General features: G+C 62.7%; 18 protein-coding genes and 1 pseudogene. 9 read left to right on the top strand and 10 right to left on the bottom strand.

The features are described from left to right. The first annotated feature begins 19 nt into the window (after positions 1–19). From PQR08_RS36185 to PQR08_RS36165, 5 genes are all read left to right on the top strand, one after another. Complete coding sequence (locus PQR08_RS36185; RefSeq protein ID WP_250485738.1) at positions 20–2350, top strand: cytochrome P450/oxidoreductase; 2331 nt, start codon at positions 20–22, stop codon at positions 2348–2350. 941 nt (positions 2351–3291) lie between these two features. Continuing rightward, the gene (locus tag PQR08_RS36180) at positions 3292–4473 is read left to right on the top strand and encodes an acetyl-CoA C-acetyltransferase (RefSeq protein ID WP_187603757.1); all 1182 of its coding nucleotides are present in this window, start codon (positions 3292–3294) and stop codon (positions 4471–4473) included. Positions 4474–4608: 135 nt separating this feature from the next. After that, the gene (gene phbB, locus PQR08_RS36175) at positions 4609–5352 is read left to right on the top strand and encodes an acetoacetyl-CoA reductase (RefSeq protein WP_250485737.1); all 744 of its coding nucleotides are present in this window, start codon (positions 4609–4611) and stop codon (positions 5350–5352) included. Positions 5353–5495: 143 nt separating this feature from the next. Continuing rightward, a complete protein-coding gene (locus PQR08_RS36170; protein WP_035507213.1) occupies positions 5496–5714 on the top strand; it encodes a hypothetical protein in 219 nt (72 codons plus the stop codon). 160 nt (positions 5715–5874) lie between these two features. Next, complete coding sequence (locus PQR08_RS36165; protein WP_238210765.1) at positions 5875–6174, top strand: hypothetical protein; 300 nt, start codon at positions 5875–5877, stop codon at positions 6172–6174. On the opposite strand, the gene PQR08_RS36160 is transcribed toward PQR08_RS36165, so the two are convergent. Genes PQR08_RS36160 through PQR08_RS36140 form a run of 5 tightly spaced genes read right to left on the bottom strand, consistent with a single transcriptional unit; the run spans position 6140 to position 10620 of the window. Next, positions 6140–6769, bottom strand: a complete 630-nt coding sequence (locus tag PQR08_RS36160; RefSeq protein WP_250485736.1) for an isochorismatase family protein — start codon at positions 6767–6769, stop codon at positions 6140–6142. The genes PQR08_RS36165 and PQR08_RS36160 overlap by 35 nt on opposite strands. Next, positions 6766–7806, bottom strand: coding sequence for a 2,5-dihydroxypyridine 5,6-dioxygenase NicX family protein (locus PQR08_RS36155; RefSeq protein ID WP_250485735.1), 1041 nt, complete (start codon positions 7804–7806; stop codon positions 6766–6768). Before PQR08_RS36155 ends, PQR08_RS36160 begins: the two co-directional genes overlap by 4 nt. Positions 7807–7817: 11 nt before the next feature. After that, positions 7818–8633 (bottom strand): alpha/beta fold hydrolase, encoded by an 816-nt coding sequence (locus tag PQR08_RS36150; RefSeq protein WP_250485734.1) that lies wholly within the window; start codon positions 8631–8633, stop codon positions 7818–7820. Between the two features lie 3 nt (positions 8634–8636). Beyond that, positions 8637–9392 carry a maleate cis-trans isomerase family protein gene (locus tag PQR08_RS36145; protein ID WP_284509102.1) on the bottom strand — a complete coding sequence of 252 codons (756 nt, stop codon included), beginning with the start codon at positions 9390–9392 and terminating at the stop codon, positions 8637–8639. A gap of 1 nt (position 9393) precedes the next feature. Next, on the bottom strand, positions 9394–10620 hold the full coding sequence (locus PQR08_RS36140) for an FAD-dependent monooxygenase (RefSeq protein ID WP_250485733.1): 1227 nt from the start codon (positions 10618–10620) through the stop codon (positions 9394–9396). 162 nt (positions 10621–10782) lie between these two features. On the opposite strand from PQR08_RS36140, the gene PQR08_RS36135 reads away from it, so the two are divergent. Continuing rightward, positions 10783–11442 carry an HAD family hydrolase gene (locus tag PQR08_RS36135; protein WP_250485732.1) on the top strand — a complete coding sequence of 220 codons (660 nt, stop codon included), beginning with the start codon at positions 10783–10785 and terminating at the stop codon, positions 11440–11442. On the opposite strand, the gene PQR08_RS36130 is transcribed toward PQR08_RS36135, so the two are convergent. Together PQR08_RS36130 and PQR08_RS36125 are read right to left on the bottom strand one after the other, a co-directional pair. After that, positions 11439–11876 carry a ferredoxin reductase domain-containing protein gene (locus tag PQR08_RS36130; RefSeq protein WP_250485731.1) on the bottom strand — a complete coding sequence of 146 codons (438 nt, stop codon included), beginning with the start codon at positions 11874–11876 and terminating at the stop codon, positions 11439–11441. The genes PQR08_RS36135 and PQR08_RS36130 overlap by 4 nt on opposite strands. Before the next feature lie 296 nt (positions 11877–12172). Further along, positions 12173–13267, bottom strand: a complete 1095-nt coding sequence (locus PQR08_RS36125) for a glycosyl hydrolase (RefSeq protein ID WP_187603749.1) — start codon at positions 13265–13267, stop codon at positions 12173–12175. A gap of 714 nt (positions 13268–13981) precedes the next feature. Between PQR08_RS36125 and PQR08_RS36120 the strand changes: the two genes are divergently transcribed. After that, entirely contained in the window at positions 13982–14677 is a 696-nt protein-coding gene (locus PQR08_RS36120; protein WP_250485730.1) for a CBS domain-containing protein, read from the top strand. Here the strand turns inward: PQR08_RS36120 and PQR08_RS36115 are convergent. After that, a pseudogene (locus PQR08_RS36115) lies at positions 14674–14796 on the bottom strand (DNA-binding response regulator); the annotation flags it as partial. The gene PQR08_RS36120 and the pseudogene PQR08_RS36115 sit on opposite strands and share 4 nt — an antisense overlap. 565 nt (positions 14797–15361) lie before the next feature. Between PQR08_RS36115 and PQR08_RS36110 the strand changes: the two are divergent. After that, positions 15362–16039, top strand: a complete 678-nt coding sequence (locus PQR08_RS36110; RefSeq protein ID WP_250485729.1) for a type 1 glutamine amidotransferase domain-containing protein — start codon at positions 15362–15364, stop codon at positions 16037–16039. Between the two features lie 37 nt (positions 16040–16076). Then, positions 16077–16925 carry an enoyl-CoA hydratase/isomerase family protein gene (locus PQR08_RS36105; RefSeq protein ID WP_250485728.1) on the top strand — a complete coding sequence of 283 codons (849 nt, stop codon included), beginning with the start codon at positions 16077–16079 and terminating at the stop codon, positions 16923–16925. Positions 16926–17011: 86 nt separating this feature from the next. Here PQR08_RS36105 and PQR08_RS36100 read toward each other — a convergent pair whose 3' ends face one another. After that, positions 17012–17758 carry an SDR family NAD(P)-dependent oxidoreductase gene (locus tag PQR08_RS36100; protein ID WP_250485727.1) on the bottom strand — a complete coding sequence of 249 codons (747 nt, stop codon included), beginning with the start codon at positions 17756–17758 and terminating at the stop codon, positions 17012–17014. Between the two features lie 162 nt (positions 17759–17920). After that, positions 17921–18307 (bottom strand): hypothetical protein (locus tag PQR08_RS36095; RefSeq protein ID WP_408164083.1); only part of this gene is annotated, 387 nt, incomplete at its 5' end.

Below are 18307 nucleotides of genomic sequence, written 5' to 3'. Positions count from 1 at the left end.
GAACCATCCGGAGACAGGCATGACCGACGTGGCAGGCGCGCACTCCGCGCCCCAATGTCCCTTTCACGACGAATCGCGCGCGCCGAACGGCTGCCCGGTGAGCGCGCGCGCAGCCGAATTCGATCCCTTCGGCGACGGCTATCAGCAAGACCCGCCCGACTATGTGCGCTGGGCGCGCGAACAGGAGCCGGTGTTCTTCAGCCCGAAACTCGGCTACTGGGTCGTCACGCGCTACGACGACATCAAGGCGATCTTCCGCGACAACCTCACGTTCAGTCCTTCGATCGCGCTGGAGAAGATCACGCCGACCGGCCCCGAAGCGAATGCGGTGCTCGCATCGTACGGCTTCGCGCTCAACCGCACGCTCGTCAACGAGGACGAACCCGCGCACATGCCGCGCCGCCGCGCATTGATGGACCCGTTCACGCCCGAAGCGCTCGCGCATCATGAACCGATGGTGCGCGCGCTCGCACGCGAATACGTCGACCGTTTCATCGACGACGGCCGCGCCGATCTCGTCGATCAGATCTTGTGGGAAGTGCCGCTCACCGTCGCGCTGCATTTTCTCGGCGTGCCGGAAGAGGACATGGACACGCTGCGCCGCTATTCGATCGCGCACACGGTCAACACGTGGGGACGACCGAAGCCCGAAGAGCAGGTCGAGGTCGCGCACGCCGTCGGCAAGTTCTGGCAATACGCGGGCAAGGTGCTCGACAAGATGCGCGAGGATCCGTCCGGTCCCGGCTGGATGCAATACGGCATCCGCAAGCAAAAAGAATTGCCCGAAGTCGTCACCGACTCGTATCTGCATTCGATGATGATGGCCGGCATCGTCGCCGCGCACGAGACGACGGCGAACGCCACTGCGAACGCGTTGAAGCTCCTGCTGCAACATCGCGAGGCGTGGCGCGACATCTGCGACGACCCGAGCCTGATTCCGAACGCGGTGGAAGAGTGCCTGCGTCATAACGGCTCGGTCGCGGCGTGGCGGCGGCTCGCGACGAAGGACGTGAAGATCGGCGGCATCGATATTTGCGCGGGCTCGAAGCTCTTGATCGTCACGTCATCGGCGAATCACGATCAACATCAGTTCGCCGATGCTGATCTTTTCGACATTCGCCGCGAAAACGCCAGCGATCAGTTGACCTTCGGCTACGGCGCGCATCAGTGCATGGGCAAGAACCTCGCGCGCATGGAGATGCAGATTTTCCTCGACGAGCTCACGCGACGCCTGCCGCACATGCGCCTCGCCGAACAGCGTTTTACCTATGTGCCGAACACGTCGTTTCGCGGGCCGGAGCATCTGTACGTCGAATGGGACCCGGCGATGAATCCCGAGCGCACCGATCCGAACGTGCGCGAGGCGCGCGCGGTGGTGCGCATCGGCGAGCCATCGTCGCATGCGGTGAGCCGCGCCGTGATCGTCGATTCGGTTCAGGCTTGCGCGGATCGTGTCGTGCGCGTGCGGCTCGTATCGGCGGACGGGCGCGATCTGCCGCGCTGGACGGCGGGCTCTCATATCGATGTCGTCTGCGGCGAGACCGGCCTGTCGCGCCAGTATTCGCTATGCGGAGATCCGGGCGATGCCGGAGCATTCGAAATCGCGGTGTTGCGCGAGACGGAAAGCCGGGGAGGCTCGGCGTGGGTTCACGAGAACGTGAAGCGCGGCGCGCAGTGGCGTATCCGCGGCCCGCGCAATCACTTCCGTCTCGACGAGCGCGCGAAAAAGCTCGTGCTGATCGCGGGCGGCATCGGCATCACGCCGATCAGCGCGATGGCGCGGTGCGCTCGCTCGCTCGGCATCGACTACGAGGTGCATTACAGCGGACGCTCGCGCGCATCGATGGCCTTGCTCGACGAGATGCGCCCGCTGCACGGCGCACGCCTTCGCGAGTACGTCTCGGAAGAAGGCACGCGCAACGATTTCGCCGCGCTCGCGGTGGAAGAGGGCACGCTCGTCTACGCGTGCGGCCCGGCGCGCATGCTCGATGCACTCGGAAACGCGAGTGCGTCATGGCCCGAAGAGGCGCTCAAGATCGAACATTTCGAATCGAAGCTGGGCACGCTGGATCCGCAGCACGAGCGCGCATTCGAGGTCGAACTGAAAGATTCGGGTCTCGTGCTGACCGTTCCGGCCGATCAGACCTTACTCACGACGCTCAGACGCGCGAACGTCGATGTGCAAAGCGACTGCGAAGAAGGTCTGTGCGGATCATGCGAAGTGCGCGTGCTCCAGGGCGAAATCGATCATCGCGACGTGGTGCTGACAAAAGGCGAACGGCAATCGAACGATCGGATGATGGCGTGCTGCTCGCGCGCGAAGGGCAGAAAGCTCGTTTTAGCGCTTTGACAAATCAGCGATTTCGAGTGACTTTCGCCGGCCACTTGAAGTCGTTACTTTCACTGACAGATGTCAAAATGTCGCGGTTATAGACAATCGATTAACTGCGCTTATTTTCATCGCGTCGTCATGTCTCAGCGTTAGGAGAGAACGAGTTTGTTCCTGATAAAGACGAGTTGGTTATACCCAGTAGTTAATTCTTATATAAGGAATAACGCTCGCGCGGGATTCGTCGCGTCCAGGACAGAAAGCTCGCACGGTCCGACACAGTTCGACATGCGCCGCGCATCCGCTTACGCATTTACCCAAACAGGCGAATTGATCATACAACCTGCGCAATTTTCGCCGTCATATAGGATGATTATTGAACGTGCGTTCGAACATTCCTGCGATAAGCAGCAAGTTAATTAAGGGTGTTTTTACTCAAACTAGGGTTTATACCTACTAATATGAAATTTTTTGCGCATGTTTTCCGTTTAGAATTGTTACTAATTTGGTGCGTCGCACAAGCGCCCAAAACCGAATAACTTCCATATGCCCTGCTGCAAAAGCGCGAGAATGTTCGCGCGGATGGATCACGCTCGCGCGATTCACGGCAGCAAGGCGAAAGAGAAGGCCGGTGCTTAACCTGAGAGATTTTATTAAAGGCCCATATAAATGGACCAAGCAATTGGCTGCACGTTTGCCGCATCCCGTTCGGGATTTTTTCTGCGGAGCGAACCTTGTCCCACGGGCGAGGTCATTCCGTAGTCGGCGCGACGCCTCTTGAAGTCGCTCGCTCATGCATCGGTCGGTCGGACATTGCTCCGCACGCGACGCTGCGCATCAATCTGCCCTGAGTTCGAATCGAACTCACCCGTCCGTTCGTACCGGACGCGTTTTCGCGTCGCGTGAAATGTCACGCGCACGGAAATTCCGTTCACGTTTTCGCTGTTTGATGAGGATAGAAAATGACTGACGTAGTGATCGTATCGGCCGCGCGTACGGCGGTAGGCAAGTTCGGCGGCTCGCTCGCGAAGATCGCGGCGCCGGAGCTGGGCGCGACGGTAATCAGGGCGGTTCTGGAGCGCGCGGGCGTGAAGCCGGACCAGGTGAGCGAAGTGATTCTGGGCCAGGTGCTCGCGGCCGGCTCGGGCCAGAACCCGGCGCGCCAGTCGCTCATCAAGGCGGGTTTGCCCGACATGGTGCCGGGCATGACGATCAACAAGGTCTGCGGCTCGGGCCTGAAGGCGGTCATGCTGGCGGCCAACGCGATCATCGCGGGCGATGCGGAGATCGTCATCGCGGGCGGTCAGGAAAACATGAGCGCCGCGCCGCACGTGCTGCCGGGCTCGCGCGACGGCTTCCGCATGGGTGATGCGAAGCTGATCGACACGATGATCGTCGATGGCCTGTGGGACGTCTATAACAACTACCACATGGGCACGACGGCCGAGAACGTCGCGAAGGAATTCGGCATCACGCGCGAGGATCAGGACAAGTTCGCGGCGCTGTCGCAGAACAAGGCGGAAGCCGCGCAGAAGTCGGGCCGTTTCAACGACGAAATCGTGCCGGTCTCGATCCCGCAACGCAAGGGCGAGCCGCTGCAGTTCGCCACCGACGAATTCGTGCGCCACGGCGTGACGGCCGAAGCGCTTGCGGGCCTGAAGCCCGCGTTCTCGAAGGAAGGCACGGTGACGGCGGCGAACGCGTCGGGCCTCAACGACGGCGCGGCGGCGGTCGTCGTGATGTCGGCGAAGAAGGCCGAGGCGCTGGGTCTGACGCCGCTCGCGCGCATCAAGGCGTACGCGAACGCGGGCGTCGATCCGAAGATCATGGGCATGGGCCCGGTGCCGGCATCGAAGCGCTGTCTGGAGCGCGCGGGCTGGTCGGTGAACGATCTGGACCTGATGGAAATCAACGAGGCGTTCGCGGCGCAGGCGCTGGCGGTGCACAAGCAGATGGGCTGGGATCAGTCGAAGATCAACGTGAACGGCGGCGCGATTGCGATCGGTCACCCGATCGGTGCATCGGGCTGCCGGATTCTCGTCACGCTGCTGCACGAAATGCAGAAGCGCGATGCGAAGAAGGGTCTGGCGTCGCTGTGCATCGGCGGCGGCATGGGTGTGGCGCTGGCGCTGGAACGTCCGTAACGAAAGCAACAGACCGGCGCGGCAAGCACGCGGCCCGACGCGACGTCCAAACAATAAAAGCGTCGAGGCGACATGGCAGCGCCGGTGTCATTCCGAGTTTCATTAACCTGAGAGAAATTGACGAGGAGTATCAGCATGACTAAGCGTATCGCAGTGGTGACGGGCGGCATGGGCGGCCTCGGCGAAGCCATCAGCATGAAGCTGCACGACGCCGGTTTCGCGGTCGTCGTAACGCATTCGCCGAACAACGCGAAGGTCGGCGAATGGCTCGCGAGCATGGATCGCCAGGGCTACAACTTCCGCGCGTACGGCGTGGACGTGGCCGATTACGATTCCGCCCAGCATTGCGTGGCGAAGATCCAGGCCGAAGTCGGTCCGATCGATATCCTCGTGAACAACGCCGGCATCACCCAGGACACGACCTTCAAGAAGATGACGAAGGTGAACTGGGACGCCGTGCTGCGCACCAATCTCGATTCCGTCTTCAACATGACCAAGCCGGTCTGCGAAGAGATGGTGTCGCGCGGCTTTGGCCGAATCATCAACATTTCGTCGGTGAACGGCTCGAAAGGTCAGATCGGCCAGACGAACTATGCGGCCGCGAAGGCGGGCATGCACGGCTTCACGAAGTCGCTCGCGCTCGAAGTCGCGAAGAAGGGCGTCACGGTGAACACGATTTCGCCGGGCTATCTCGCGACCAAGATGGTGACCGCGATTCCGCAGGAGATTCTCGATACGAAGATCATCCCGCAGATTCCGGCAGGCCGTCTGGGCCGGCCCGAGGAAGTCGCCGCGCTCGTCGCGTTCCTTTGCTCCGACGACGCCGGCTTCGTCACTGGCTCGAACATCGCGATCAACGGCGGTCAGCACATGAACTGATGTACGCACGCGGCGCGCGATGACTCGTGCGCCGCCTTTCGTGTGCATCGATACAGGTCAGTTTTGCGCGTCGCACGTTCTTCACGAAGGCGCGCATCGATTCAATCTTCACCGGCAATTCCGCTCTTCCGACAGACCGCGCCATGAACAACATCAGCGCACGCAGACCGCTCTATAGCGTCGGTCATCTCGATTCGGCGATCGAACACCTCGAGCAAGTGCTGAGCCTCGAAGGTGCAAATTCGCTTTTCTCCAAGACATACTGGCGCGGCCGCGTCGTGCAGGCGATCGCCACGCCGGGGCTCGCGCCGTGTCAGCATTCGCGCCTGCAACGCCTGCTGGATCGCATCGCTCAGGCTTGAAGGGAACAACGGATCGCGCACGCGGTCGATCGTGAATACCGGAGTACAGCGCATCTGCCCTGCGATTTGTGAAGAAAATTGCAGACGCTTGTACCATTCGGATCGATCTCAAAATTCGCGATCCACAAGCATGTTCTCTTACCTAATATCAATACGTTCGATGCCGCGCGCGTTCGCGGCGCTCGCGCTTGTTTGTCTGCTCGCCGCATGCGGCACGACGAACGGCGTCACGGCCGGCGCGCATCCCGACACCTACACGGTCACCGGCAAGGCGACGGGCACGCGCATGTCATGGGTGACCGCGCGCAACGCGGCAATGGACGCCGCCAGCGATTACTGCAAGCAGCGTTCGCAGCGCGTCGCGATCAGATCGGAAGCGACGAGCGGCGTGCGTTCGCTCGAAGAGCAGACGTCGACAGTCTCCTTCACTTGCGTGCCGGAAAACGACGCGCGCGGCTAAGCAATTCTTCCGACGACATCACCGCCGCATACTTCTGCGCCATGTCGAAGAGACTGGCGTCGTGCGGACCGGGCGCGCGATCGCCGACACAATCGGACAGTACAACCGGACGAAAGCCGTACTGCATCGCATCGACGACGCTCGCGCGCACGCAGCCGCTCGTCACCGCGCCCGCGACGACGAGCGTGCGCACGCCGCGCATCGTGAGCCAGCTTCCGAGCGATGTGCCGAAGAACGCCGACGGCACGTTCTTGCGCACGACGAGCTCGCCGGATTCGGGCGACAACTGTGGCACGATCGCGCTGTCGTGCGCATGCTCCTTCAGCGTCAGCATTCCGGGCACCTTGAGCGAGAAGACGTTCGCGTCGGAGTCGTCGTCGGCATAGACGATGCGGCTGTGCGCGACCGGCCAGCGCAAATCGCGCGCCGTGTGCAGCAGCGGCACGGTGCGCTCGATCGCCTCCGCGATGTTGCCGCCGCCGAACACGTCGGGGTTCGCGAAACCGTTCACGAAGTCGACGATCAGCAATCCGAACTGTCCGTCGATGTCGAAGTCGTTGCCAAAGCCCTGACGCGCATAGATTGCTTCCTTCATCGTGTTTCCTCGATGGTCTTGCCTTCGCGAACCACGTCCACGCCGTCGAGCGAGACAGTGCAGCGGCGCAAGGGAATGTCGATATGGCATGCGGTGGTGCGCGTGCCGCCGCCTTCGTTGTTGGGTCCGAGCGAGAACAGGAAGTTGCCGTCGAATGCACGCGCGTCCATGCCGAGCGTTGCTTCGCGATCGTAGAGACCGAGCGTCGACCAGTGCGCGCGCTTTTGCAGGCCCCAGCCGATATGCGAGATCGCGAAGGCTTCGGGATCGTCGAAGGAGAGCATGTATTCGCGCAGGAGATCCGCATCCACGCCGCCTTCGATTCTGCGCGCATAGCCGCCTTCGACCGTCAGCGTGATCGGCTCCGAGCAATAGCTTTTTCGCGGCAGAAGAATGTCGCCGCGATCGATCACGATGCGCCCGTTCGCGCCGCCTTCATTCGGAAACGTGAGCGCGAAGCCGCTCGGCCAATGATCCCAGCGGCCGGGTTCATCGACGAAACCGTACTCCGCGATCGCGGGAAACTCGCCGAGCGGACAGCGCAGATCGGTGCCCGCTTTCGATGTGACGCGCATCTCGCGCGCATGTCCGATGCGCATTGCAGCGGCGAGCACGCGCTCCTTGTCGGCGAGCGTGGGCGTCATGCGCACGAGCACTTCCGGCGGTTCGACGGCAAGCAGGATCTTCGTGCCCGACGCGAGAATCTCGTGCTGCTCGGGCGAAAAGAGCAGGGTCATCAGATCGAGCACGAGATCGCTCGCCTTCAACGCGGCGATGGCCGCGCGGTTGCCGGTGAGCGGCGTTTCGCCGAGATAGGCGAGCGCGTCGCGGCTCAATGCCTTTTCGCCGTTGACGGGCGGAAGATCGAGCCGGTTCAGGATCGCGCCCATCGATTGCGTCGCGATCGATGCGCACGCGAGCGTTTGCGGATGCGTCGCCGCGCCGGTAAGGATGGTCACCGTCTGCCCCGGTTCGAGACGCGAAAGCGTGAGCACCGTTTTCCACGCTTCTATCAATTGATAATCGCTGATTGGCATGATGTGTCGCCTCAGATGAGCGGTGCGCCGAAGAACGAACCGAGCGCGCGATAAAAGCCTGCTTCGTCATCCCACGGAATCATGTGGCCCGCGTCCGGCACGTTGACGACTTCGAGTTGCGGCATCAGCTCGCGCATTTCGGCGATGTCCTCGTTGCGGATCACGTCGCCTTTTCCCGCAGTCATCAGCAGCGCGGGTTGTCGGACGTGGGGCATGTCGGCGTGTATGTCGTCGGCGTGGAAGCCTTCGAAGCTCGCGCGAATCGCGCGTTCGTCGCAGGTATGCAGCCACTGCGCGCGCAAACGCAATTGCTCGTCCGTCCAGCTCGGGCAGAACGCACGCATGCCTTCCGCGTCGATGCCCTTGCGTGCGAGCGCGATCGAATCGACGTACCACGCAAGCTGCGCGGGATACGCGCGTCGGCCGGGACCGGACACGGGCGGATCGACGAGCGCAAGCCGCGCGATGGATTTCGTTCGTCGCGCGGCGCGCAAGGCGATGCGCGCGCCCATCGAATGGCCGAGCACGCTCGCGCGTTTCAGGCCGATCGCTTCGATGAACGCGATGAGATCCGCAGCCTGCGCGTCGAGACTGTAATCGAGCGTCGATGACGCTTCCGACAGACCGCGGCCGCGCACGTCGAGCACGTAGGTATCGAACTGACGGCCGAGCGTTTCGGCGACGAAGCCCCATGTCACCGCCGGACTCGTGATGCCCGGAACGAGCACGATCGCATCGCGCCCTTCGCGTGCGCCGCCGTAGCGCAAATAGTGCTGACGGATACCGTTCGCGTGGACATTCGCGCCGTAGAGAAAGGTCGATTCCATCGCTCAGTACGCCCCGGACAGCAACGCGCCCGCGCCCGGCACGATCGCCCTGAGATCCAGTTCGCGCAGCATCGCGTAGGTCGTGGCGATCGCAGCCGTTACGACGGGCTTGCCGGTCGATGCTTCGACCATCGGCACGACAGGCAGCGAAGGCATCTGCACGCACGCGGAGAGAACGATCGCATCGGCGTTCTGGTAGTTCATCGATTGCACGATGCCGGGCAGATTGCGCGGATCGTGACGCGCGACATCGAGATTGTCGGGAATTTCCAGCGCACGATGGTCGATCACGTCGAAGCCTTCGTTCCGGATGTAATCGACGACGAGCTCGGTCAGCGGCTTCATATACGGCGCTACGACCACGACGCGCTTCGCCTTCATCACCTTGAGCGCATCGATCAGCGCGCCCGCGCTCGTGATGACCGGCGCCGCGCCGCAATTCTCCGCCGTGTGCTTCGTCAAACGCGCCTGCGATACGCGGTGATACCCGCGCCCCATCGCCATGATCGCGACAAGGCATGCATAGCCGAGCACATCGACGCGCGCATCGGAAAGCTCGACGGCGCAACGGTCCGATTCGGCATCCATCGCGGCGAGCTCTTCCTTCACGACCTTCTTCATGCGCATGCGGCTCGAATGAAACGTGAACCGCTCCGGCTCGATGGATTGACGCGCCATCAGCATCGCCGGGATTTCGGTTTCCATCGTCGTGTTCGAGCTCGGGACGATCTGCCCGATGCGATAAGTCCTGATCGACATATCAGACCTCCAGGGGAACATTGGACACGGCTGCGCGTGGCGCGAAGTCGGTTGCGTTGTACGCGTAGACCCAGTTCGCCTGAATGCCCGACGCCTGCGGATTCAAATACGACTTGAACTTGTAGATCAGATCGCGCTTTCTCTGCGCGAATGCGCTCGGCAGGTGATACGTGCGGCCGCGCTCGCGCGATTCGAGTTGCACGCGGCTCGTGCGTGGCAGCCGCTCGGCTTCGTAATCGCGCAATGCGCCGCCGATGTCCTTGCCGTGCGTCGCGAGCGATTGCGCGAGCACGTAACCGTCCTCGATCGCCATCGCCGCCCCTTGCGAGAGGAAGGGCAGCATCGGATGCGCGGCATCGCCGAGCAGCGTGACGTTGCCGCGCGACCAGGTGGGCATCGGATCGCGATCGAACAATCCCCATTTGAAGACCGATTCAGCACGCTCGAAGAGACGCTGCAGATTCGGATGCCAGCCTTCGAACGTGGCGAGCAATTCTTCGCGGCTCGATTTCGCGTTCCACGATTCCTCGACCCAGCTTTGCGTCTCTGCCACCGCGACGATGTTCACCGCCGCGCCGCCGCGCACGTAGTACGTGACGACGTGCGCATGCGGCCCGAGCCAGAACGACGAATCCGGACTGACGAAGGCCGGCGCTTCATCGAAGGGCACGACCGCGCGGAAGCACATGTTGCCGGTGAAGCGCGGCGCTTCGTCGCCGAACAGTGTCGAACGCACGATCGAGCGCACGCCGTCCGCGCCGACGATCAGATCCGCTTCGAACTCGCTGCCGTCATCGAACACGGCGACGGCGGCGTCTTTTTCCTGCCGCACGCCGATGCAGCTCGTCGACAGACGCGCGGCATCGGCGGGTACGAGCGTCGTCAGAATGCGATGCAGGTCCGCGCGATGCACGTGATAGAAGGGCGCGCCATACAGCTCCGGACACGCCGATGCGAGCGGGATGCGAAAGTTCTCGCGCGCCGTCTCCCAGTTGCGGCCGACGATCGCTTGCGGCACGAACGCGACATCGCGCAGCGCATCGCCGATACCGAGCGCCTGGAGCACCTTCACCGCGTTGGGCGTCATCTGAATGCCCGCGCCGACGTCGCCGAAAACGCTCGCGCGCTCGAAAAGCCGCACCTCGATCCCTTGCTGCGCGAGTGCGCCCGTCAGGGCCACGCCGCCGATTCCCCCGCCGATCACGCCGACGCGAAGTGTTCTGCTCATGATCTCGTCCTTCCGAAAGTGAAGTCGTGTGAATTCACGGCAGATATTATATGGCCGTATAAATAAATGCAACACACAGTGCGGTAAGGGCCATGCGTGCAGCGACTACGCCGTGATAGGCTGCGCGCTGAACGCACCCGAACGACAAGGAAGATTCAAGCTTTGATCAAAGCCATTTTGTGGGACATGGACGGCACGCTCGCGGAAAGCGAGTCGCTGCATTTGCGCACGCTGATCGCGGCGCTCGCGCGTCATGGTGTGGAGGCGGGCGAGGAGATGCATCCGCTCATCTTCGGGAAGACGGGACGCGAAGTGCACGCGCTCTGTTGCGAGCGCTTTGGCTTGTCGGTGGATTACGCGGATTGGTCGGCGTTTCGCGCGCGCGCCTATCTCGACGGTGCGCCCGCGCTCGTGCCTCGACCGGGCGCGCTCGAGGTGTATCGTGCGGCGAAGGCCGCGGGCATCACGCAGGCGATCGTGTCGAATGCATCGCGCATGCTGCTCGAAGCGAATCTGCGGGCGCTCGGCATCGAAGAGCCGTCGCTCGTGACCATCAGCGTCAACGATGTGCGTAACGGCAAGCCGAACCCCGAGCCATACGAGCGCGCGGCCTGGCTGTTGCGTCTCGCGCCCGAAGAGGTGATCGCCGTGGAAGACAGTCCGACCGGCGCGCACGCCGCCATCGCCGCGCATATGCGCGTTCTGGCCTGGCCTTTCGACGATGAAGGCACCGCGCTCTTTCCCGCGCAAGCACAGGTCGTGCGATCGCCGCGCGAACTGGCGCAGGCGCTGGGCCTCGATCCGGCGCGGCTCGCTGACTAGGCGGTGTGCTCGTCGAGAACGATCTTGTGGATGTTGGCCGCATACACCCAGTCGCGTGCGTGACGCTCGACCAGATCCGTGAACGCGGGCGGGCCGCTGCAGTAAATCTGCGTGCTCGCGTGAGTCGGACTCATCGCGAAGGCGCTTTTCTGCGCGGACAGATCATCCGGCAGGTCGAAATGATGATAGACCTTGCCGTGACTGCGAAGCGCGTCGAATGCTTCCAGCAGCACGGTGCGCTCGGCCGATCGCGCGAAGGTATGCACCTCGAACTTGCGCCCCGCCGAAGCAAGCCGCCTCGCGATTCCCGCGATCGACGCGGCGCCCGTTCCGCGGCAATAAAGAATGGATCGCACACGATCGTGCTGGGCACGGTGAGGCATGCCGACGAATGGCTCGTCTCGTTCGATGACGGATTGCAGGTTGCCGCGCATATCTTCTCCAATAGGACCTGCGTCTTCCGCAACGGGAAGAACAGGCGGTGTATGGATCGATGGAAATGGCCGGCCCGGCAACTATCCGAAGGGCTGGCTCTCATGCAGGTTAGGGCGGACGGCAATCGCCGGCAAGGCGCTGCGACTGAATACCAGTCATATCGTCGCGCCGATAAGCGCGGAACGGTCGGATCGGGGAAAGTGCCTATTTTCAAGGCCCAAAACGCCACGAGCGACCACAATGGGTCGCTCGTGAAGACATGCCGGAAGCGGGGGAGACGAAACCCCCGCGCAACTTACATCGGGTGGCCGGCCACGAAGTTCTTGTACGCCCAGTAAGCGGCCTTCGTCGTCTGACCGTCCGACTTCATCAGACCGAAGTTGCCTTCGACGTCGTCATAGAGTTCGAACGCCTGGATCGACTGGATGTTGTACTTCGATGCAACGCTCTGGAACTGCGCCATCATCATATTGCCGGCCATATAATTCGCGATCTGCTGATCGGTGCCGTAGTTCGGACGCACGCCGAATTCGTTGATCCACACCGGCTTGCCGAACGAATGAAGGATGCCCAGCATGTCGTAGCAGCCCGTGCCGCCGCATGCATGCGTCATGTCGTTCTGATTCGAATACCAGTGCCATGCGGTGATGTCCCAGTTCACGGTCGGATGACCGCGCGTGCCGTCAGGCTGCGAGCCGTCCATCAGCATCTGGAAGAACGCGTAGTGCAGCCACGTGCCGTTCACGACGATCTTCGCCGATCCGTCCACCGACTTCACGCCCGCGATCAGACCGCGAATCACGCCGCGCGCGAGGACGTAGGGCTGGTTCTTGTAGTGCGTCCAGCTCGTGCCGTCGACGTTGCCGTTGAGCGCGCCTGCCTCGAGCTCGTTGCCGACCTCGTAATACTTGTACTTGTACGTTCCCGCGACCTGCTGACCGAGCGTGTAGGCCGCGTTGTACGCGTCCTGCTCGTTGTTGAACCCGGTGCCCAGCAGGATCACGGGGTACACGGTCACGCCGCTCGCTGCCATCGTCTGCGCCATCTTCGCGATGACCTTCGCCGAGCTCAGGCTGTACACGTCGTTACGATAGATCGTCGCACCGATGTCCTTCAACTGCGCGAGCTGCGTTGCCACGGGCGTCGCGTCGTACCCGCCACCATTCGTGTTCCGGCCGTTCGCGCCGTAGAAGATGGACGTGCTGGTCGCGGCCTTCGCCGTCGACTCGGGCGCGGCGCTCTTGGCGGTCGCGTCGCCCAGGGCGCTGTCATCGCCGCCTCCGCAGGCGGCGAGCAGCACGCTCGTGAGAAGCGCTGTCGCGATCGCCGCGGCCTTGCGCGCCGAGAAAACGTTGAAATTGCGATGAGTGGTGAGATTTCGATTCGTCATTGCAGTTAGTAGTGCAAATTGATTAGCGTAAGGCTCGTAAAATCCGAAACGCTTCCGGACCTGCTCAGTAATTCACGATGCGTATCGCGGCAAACCGTGCTGTCGTCGGAATGACACTAATTAGTCATCCAAACTACATGATCAATGCAAGTCCGCTTGCCCGACGCCGGAATTGAGGCGTGGAGGGACAAACTCAACAGCGCGGAGTCACTGATCGGTCCGGTGCGCAAAACAGCGAGCGCTCCGGATGGCGGAGTCGAGCAAACGATTGCGCTTGCTCGCATGGGCCTTACGAAATGACAAACCAGCTCAGTTCGAAGGCGGCGTCGGTCTGGAATCAGGCAACATCTTCGCAATTTCGGTCGAAAATACCGAATATTTCAAAGTACTTTCGTAACATTCGGCAACGCTTGCCGAAACCTGACTGACGGCAGCAAGGTTATCGTCTTATGAGATGAATGTAAATCCCTGTCACAGTAAAAAAATCTTTCGTTGCACAGCGGTCGCAGAAAAACTTACTTCATACGAGTCAGACCCATTGTCTGGCGGTCTACGCGGAGGGCTCGGCCTTCGAAAGCGCAGGTCGGGAAAATGTACTGCAGCGGGATCTGTTGTATCGTTCAAGGCGTCGTGCCGGACCAGACCCATAAGCGGACGCCGCTGGCGTCATCGCTCATATCCAGAACTCTGCTGTCTTCCCGGAAGGAGATGAACGTGCGAGCTGCCGACATCATGACGACGCGGATCGTTTCCGCCACCCCCGACATGTCCGTGCGACAAGCGGCCGGAACGATGGTTTTCGCGGGCATCAGCGGGATGCCCGTGATCGACGAGGACGGCAAGTTGCTCGGCATCGTCACGGAGGGCGATCTGATGCATCGCGCGGAGATCGGGACCGGCGTCAAGCACCGCGCGTGGTGGCTCGAACTGGTTGCATCGACGCGCGAACTGGCGAGCCAGTATGTCAAGGAGCATGCGCGCAGGGTCGGGGATGTGATGAGTACCGACGTCACGACCGTGACGGAGACGTGTCCGGTCGCCGACATTGCCGAGTTGCTCGAACGCAAGCGCATCAAGCGCGTGCCCGTGGTGCGCGATGGCAAGGTCGTCGGCGTCGTGAGTCGCGCCAATCTGATTCGCGCCCTCGTGACGATGGCGCCCGAACTGCCCGTCGATGCCGACATCAGCGATCACTCGATCCGCGAAGCGGTCCTTGCGGCGATGGCGGACCATCCCTGGGCGCTTGCTCGGGAGAACGTCATCGTGGAGAACGGGACCGTGCATTTATGGACCCGTGTCGCAAGCGAGGACGAAGTCAACGCGATTCGCGTAGCCGCGGAGAACGCGCCGGGGGTCAAGGGAGTCGTGACGCACATCGGGCCACCGGCCGCCGTTGCGCCGCTGGACTAGCAACGCGCTTCGTTCAGGGGCGCGGTCCGTGTGAAAGAAGGTTCGATGCCCAGCGCCTCTGCTTTCCTGACGAGATCGGGAAGGCAGCGCGAAGCCATCTTTCTCATGACCTGTCCGCGCCCGCCAGGGCCGCCTCGGATGCACATCGAGGATCAGGCTCTGCAAGGTGCAGCGGATCGACTCGTCATCGTCGACGACATACACCACGGGCGTCTCGTTATCGGTGTTCGCCTTGTTTGAAGTGGTTTGCACGCCCCGGACCATGTTTTCTCCTGTCCAGCAGGCAACGCAGGGCAATGATCTGTAGAAAAGCTGAATGGATGAGCGCGGAACACGGCTGCATCGACATGTTCTTCGCTTGCCGATTGGCTGCGCACGTCGCTTGAGGAACGGACTCGTTTCGTCTTGGCAATGACGGCCCGCTCTAGCAGAAATCGACCGCAAAAACTTTCCGAGTTGTGGCGCCTGACCGTAGCGATTGCCGATGCAATTTCGTATGGACAGCATAAATGTGCTGTGCGCGCCGGGTTCGATCACAGTAGTGCGAATCATCAGCCGGCGACGTCGCATAGAACCCTATACCTTGGTATGGTCTCACCGCGCGGAGCGCCGATTCGCGACCTATAGTGCTTTCACCACGAGACAGCGTGGCAACTGCGACCTTTTTTCGAGGCAGGTGCGACCATGAAAATTTTGATGGTGATGACTTCGCATGACCAGCTCGGCAACACCGGCAGGAAAACCGGATTCTGGCTGGAGGAATTCGCGGCGCCATACTTCACATTTCTCGATGCGGGCGTCGACATCAGGGTGTGCTCGCCGAAGGGCGGCCAGCCGCCCGTCGATCCGAAAAGCGATACGCCGGAAGGCAAGACCGAGCTGACCGAACGCTTCAAGGGCGATGCCGCCGCGCAGCGCGTGCTCGCCAACACCGCGCTTCTCTCCGAGATGAACGCCGACGACTACGACACCGTGTTCTATCCGGGCGGCCACGGACCGATGTGGGATCTCGCGGAGGACCCGCAATCCATCGCGCTGATCGAGCGCTTCTACGACAGCGGCAAGCCCGTTGCATTCGTGTGTCACGCGCCGGGCGTATTGCGTCACGTCAAAGCGAACGGCGAGCCGCTCGTCAAGGGCAAGCGCGTCACCGGCTTCACCAATTCGGAGGAAGAGGCGGTGCAACTCACGAACGTGGTGCCGTTTCTCGTGGAGGACGAACTCAAGCGCCTCGGCGGACGTTTCGAAAAAGTCGATGACTGGCAGCCGTTCTCGATCATCGATGGCCGTCTCGTCACGGGACAGAATCCGGCCTCGTCGAAAAGCGCGGCACAGGACCTTCTGAAGGTGCTGCGCGGCTAGCGCGCATGGACCGATTACTGCTTGCATGGAGAGCGACATGACCCAGGTTAGTGCGAACGCGCAAATCAGGATCGAACCTTCGAGCGCGTCATACTGGCGCGTGATCATCGACAATCCGCCCTTCAATATCTTCGGGCCGGATACGATGCCTCAGCTCGCGCAGGTCGTTGACGCGCTGGAGAGCGATCCGCACGTCAAGGTGGTGGTCTTCGAAAGCGCGGTGCCCGGCTTCTTCCTCACTCACTACGATTTCGTGCCGCCGCTGGAGGCGACCACGAGCATGCCGCCCGGACCGACGGGCATGCCGCCATTGCCGGATATGCTGGTGCGTATCGGGCGCTCGTCGGTGATTTCGATCGCGAAGATTCGCGGACGCGCATCCGGCGTCGGCAGCGAACTGGCGCTGGCGAGCGACATGCGCTTCGCGAGCAATGAGAAGGCGTTGCTGTCGCAATGGGAAATCGGCGCCGCGCTGGTTCCCGGCGGCGGACCGATGACGCGGCTGTCGCGGCTCATCGGCCGCGGGCGCGCGCTCGAAGTGCTGACGAGCGGAAACGACTTCGACGGCGGCCTCGCCGAGCGCTACGGTTACGTCAACCGCTCGATGCCGGACCATGAACTGGACGATTTCGTCGATGGCCTCGCGACACGCATCAGCCTGTTCGACAAGCAATCGCTCGCGGCGATCAAGCAGCACGTCAATGCGCAGACCTTGCCGCCGGATGCATCGGTGGCGCCGGAGTGGGACGCCTTCATCGCGTCGGTCGGCCGTCCCGCGGCGCAGGAAAAAATCGCCCAGTTGATGGAACTCGGCCTGCAGAAGAATGCGGATGTGGAAACCCGGCTCGCGCACTACACGGGCTCGCTCTGGCGTACCCGAAGCTGATTCACAAGGGCGGACACTTCGCGGCTTGGGAACAGCCGCAACGCTTCGCGCACGAGATTCGCGCGAGCTTCCAGTCCGTGCGCTGATCAGATGAAACTCGCGCCGCCGTTGACGGGAATCGTCTGCCCGGTGATGAATGCATTGCCGATGACCATCATCACGACGTCCGCGACTTCGCCCGCTTCTCCCAGCCGGCCGACGGGCAGCCGCTCCGCGACATTCGATGCTTTGAGCGGCCCGGCCATTTCGGTGTCGATCGGTCCCGGCGCGACGGCGTTGACGGTGATGCCGTCGCGCGCGAGCCGGGCCGCATAGCCGCGCGTCAGGCCTTCGAGACCGGCTTTCGATGCGTTGTAGTGGATGCCCACCAGACCCGGCCCGCGCGCCGCCGCCGACGACAGATTGACGACGCGGCCCCAGCGCCGCGAGCGCATTCCCGGCAGCACGGCCTGCGTGCACAGAAATGCCGACTTCAGATTGACGGCGAGCGTCTGGTCGAATTCGGCCTCGGTGAGATCATCGATGTCGATCATCGTCGCGGTGCCCGCGTTGTTCACGAGTATGTCGATAGGGCCGAGGCGCTGTTCGATGTCGCCGATCATCGTGGTGACGTCGCTGCCGAGCGAGACGTCGGCGCGTACCGCGAGCGCGCGGCCGCCGAGGCGTTCGATCTCCGCGACGACATCGGCGGCCTGGTTCTCGCGCTGCCGATAGTTGACCGCCACCGATGCGCCGCAAGACGCGAGGGCAAGCGATATCGCGCGGCCGATGCCGCGTGAGCCGCCGGTCACCAGGGCGACGCGACCGTTCAGATCGAGGATGCGAGCGGGCATGGCGGGGTCCTTTCTCTCGAGCGAAAGGGGCTAGTTTGCGCGCGTCGCAATGATCCCGCCGATTGTCGAGGGGATGAGGATCGGCCTGCGATCCAGCGCCTCGAAGAAAAAAACCGATGCCCCGGGAGGGACATCGGTTCTTCCTTGCACTGCGCTGCTTGATTAACGGCCGCCGTGACCGCCGCCACCGCCGCCGTTACCGCCACCGCCGTGACCACCGCCATGGCCGCCGCCGTTGCCGCCAGCGCCGTTGCCGTTGCCGTTGCCGCCGCCGTTGCCGCCAGCGCCGTTGCCGTTGCCGTTGCCGCCGCCGTTGCCGCCGCCGTTGCCACCGCCGTTGCCGCCACCGCCGTGACCACCGCCGCCGTTGCCGCCTGCGCCGCCGCCGTTGCCGCCTGCGCCGCCGCCGTTGCCGCCTGCGCCGCCGCCGTTGCCACCGCCGTTGCCACCGCCGCCGTGACCACCGCCGCCGTTGCCGCCGCCGTTGCCGCCGCTGCCGCCACCGCCGTTACCGCCACCGCCGTTGCCGCCACCGCCGTTGCCGCCGCC

This window comes from Caballeronia jiangsuensis (assembly GCF_046030135.1).
In the GTDB taxonomy this organism is placed as follows: domain Bacteria; phylum Pseudomonadota; class Gammaproteobacteria; order Burkholderiales; family Burkholderiaceae; genus Caballeronia; species Caballeronia jiangsuensis.
Note: the sequence above shows the minus strand (reverse complement) of the source record. Positions and strands in the feature narration are given on the sequence as shown.

Bases quoted from the DNA above. Each gene is read 5' to 3' on its own strand.
- PQR08_RS36140 (WP_250485733.1), bottom strand. From the start codon at position 10,620: ATGAGCAGAACACTTCGCGTCGGCGTGATCGGCGGGGGAATCGGCGGC.
- PQR08_RS36110 (WP_250485729.1), top strand. From the start codon at position 15,362: ATGAAAATTTTGATGGTGATGACTTCGCATGACCAGCTCGGCAACACC.
- PQR08_RS36150 (WP_250485734.1), bottom strand. From the start codon at position 8,633: ATGGAATCGACCTTTCTCTACGGCGCGAATGTCCACGCGAACGGTATC.
- PQR08_RS36165 (WP_238210765.1), top strand. From the start codon at position 5,875: ATGCCGCGCGCGTTCGCGGCGCTCGCGCTTGTTTGTCTGCTCGCCGCA.
- PQR08_RS36125 (WP_187603749.1), bottom strand. From the start codon at position 13,267: ATGACGAATCGAAATCTCACCACTCATCGCAATTTCAACGTTTTCTCG.
- PQR08_RS36180 (WP_187603757.1), top strand. From the start codon at position 3,292: ATGACTGACGTAGTGATCGTATCGGCCGCGCGTACGGCGGTAGGCAAG.
- PQR08_RS36105 (WP_250485728.1), top strand. From the start codon at position 16,077: ATGACCCAGGTTAGTGCGAACGCGCAAATCAGGATCGAACCTTCGAGC.
- PQR08_RS36170 (WP_035507213.1), top strand. From the start codon at position 5,496: ATGAACAACATCAGCGCACGCAGACCGCTCTATAGCGTCGGTCATCTC.
- PQR08_RS36145 (WP_284509102.1), bottom strand. From the start codon at position 9,392: ATGTCGATCAGGACTTATCGCATCGGGCAGATCGTCCCGAGCTCGAAC.
- PQR08_RS36155 (WP_250485735.1), bottom strand. From the start codon at position 7,806: ATGCCAATCAGCGATTATCAATTGATAGAAGCGTGGAAAACGGTGCTC.
- phbB (WP_250485737.1), top strand. From the start codon at position 4,609: ATGACTAAGCGTATCGCAGTGGTGACGGGCGGCATGGGCGGCCTCGGC.
- PQR08_RS36130 (WP_250485731.1), bottom strand. From the start codon at position 11,876: ATGCGCGGCAACCTGCAATCCGTCATCGAACGAGACGAGCCATTCGTC.
- PQR08_RS36185 (WP_250485738.1), top strand. From the start codon at position 20: ATGACCGACGTGGCAGGCGCGCACTCCGCGCCCCAATGTCCCTTTCAC.
- PQR08_RS36160 (WP_250485736.1), bottom strand. From the start codon at position 6,769: ATGAAGGAAGCAATCTATGCGCGTCAGGGCTTTGGCAACGACTTCGAC.
- PQR08_RS36100 (WP_250485727.1), bottom strand. From the start codon at position 17,758: ATGCCCGCTCGCATCCTCGATCTGAACGGTCGCGTCGCCCTGGTGACC.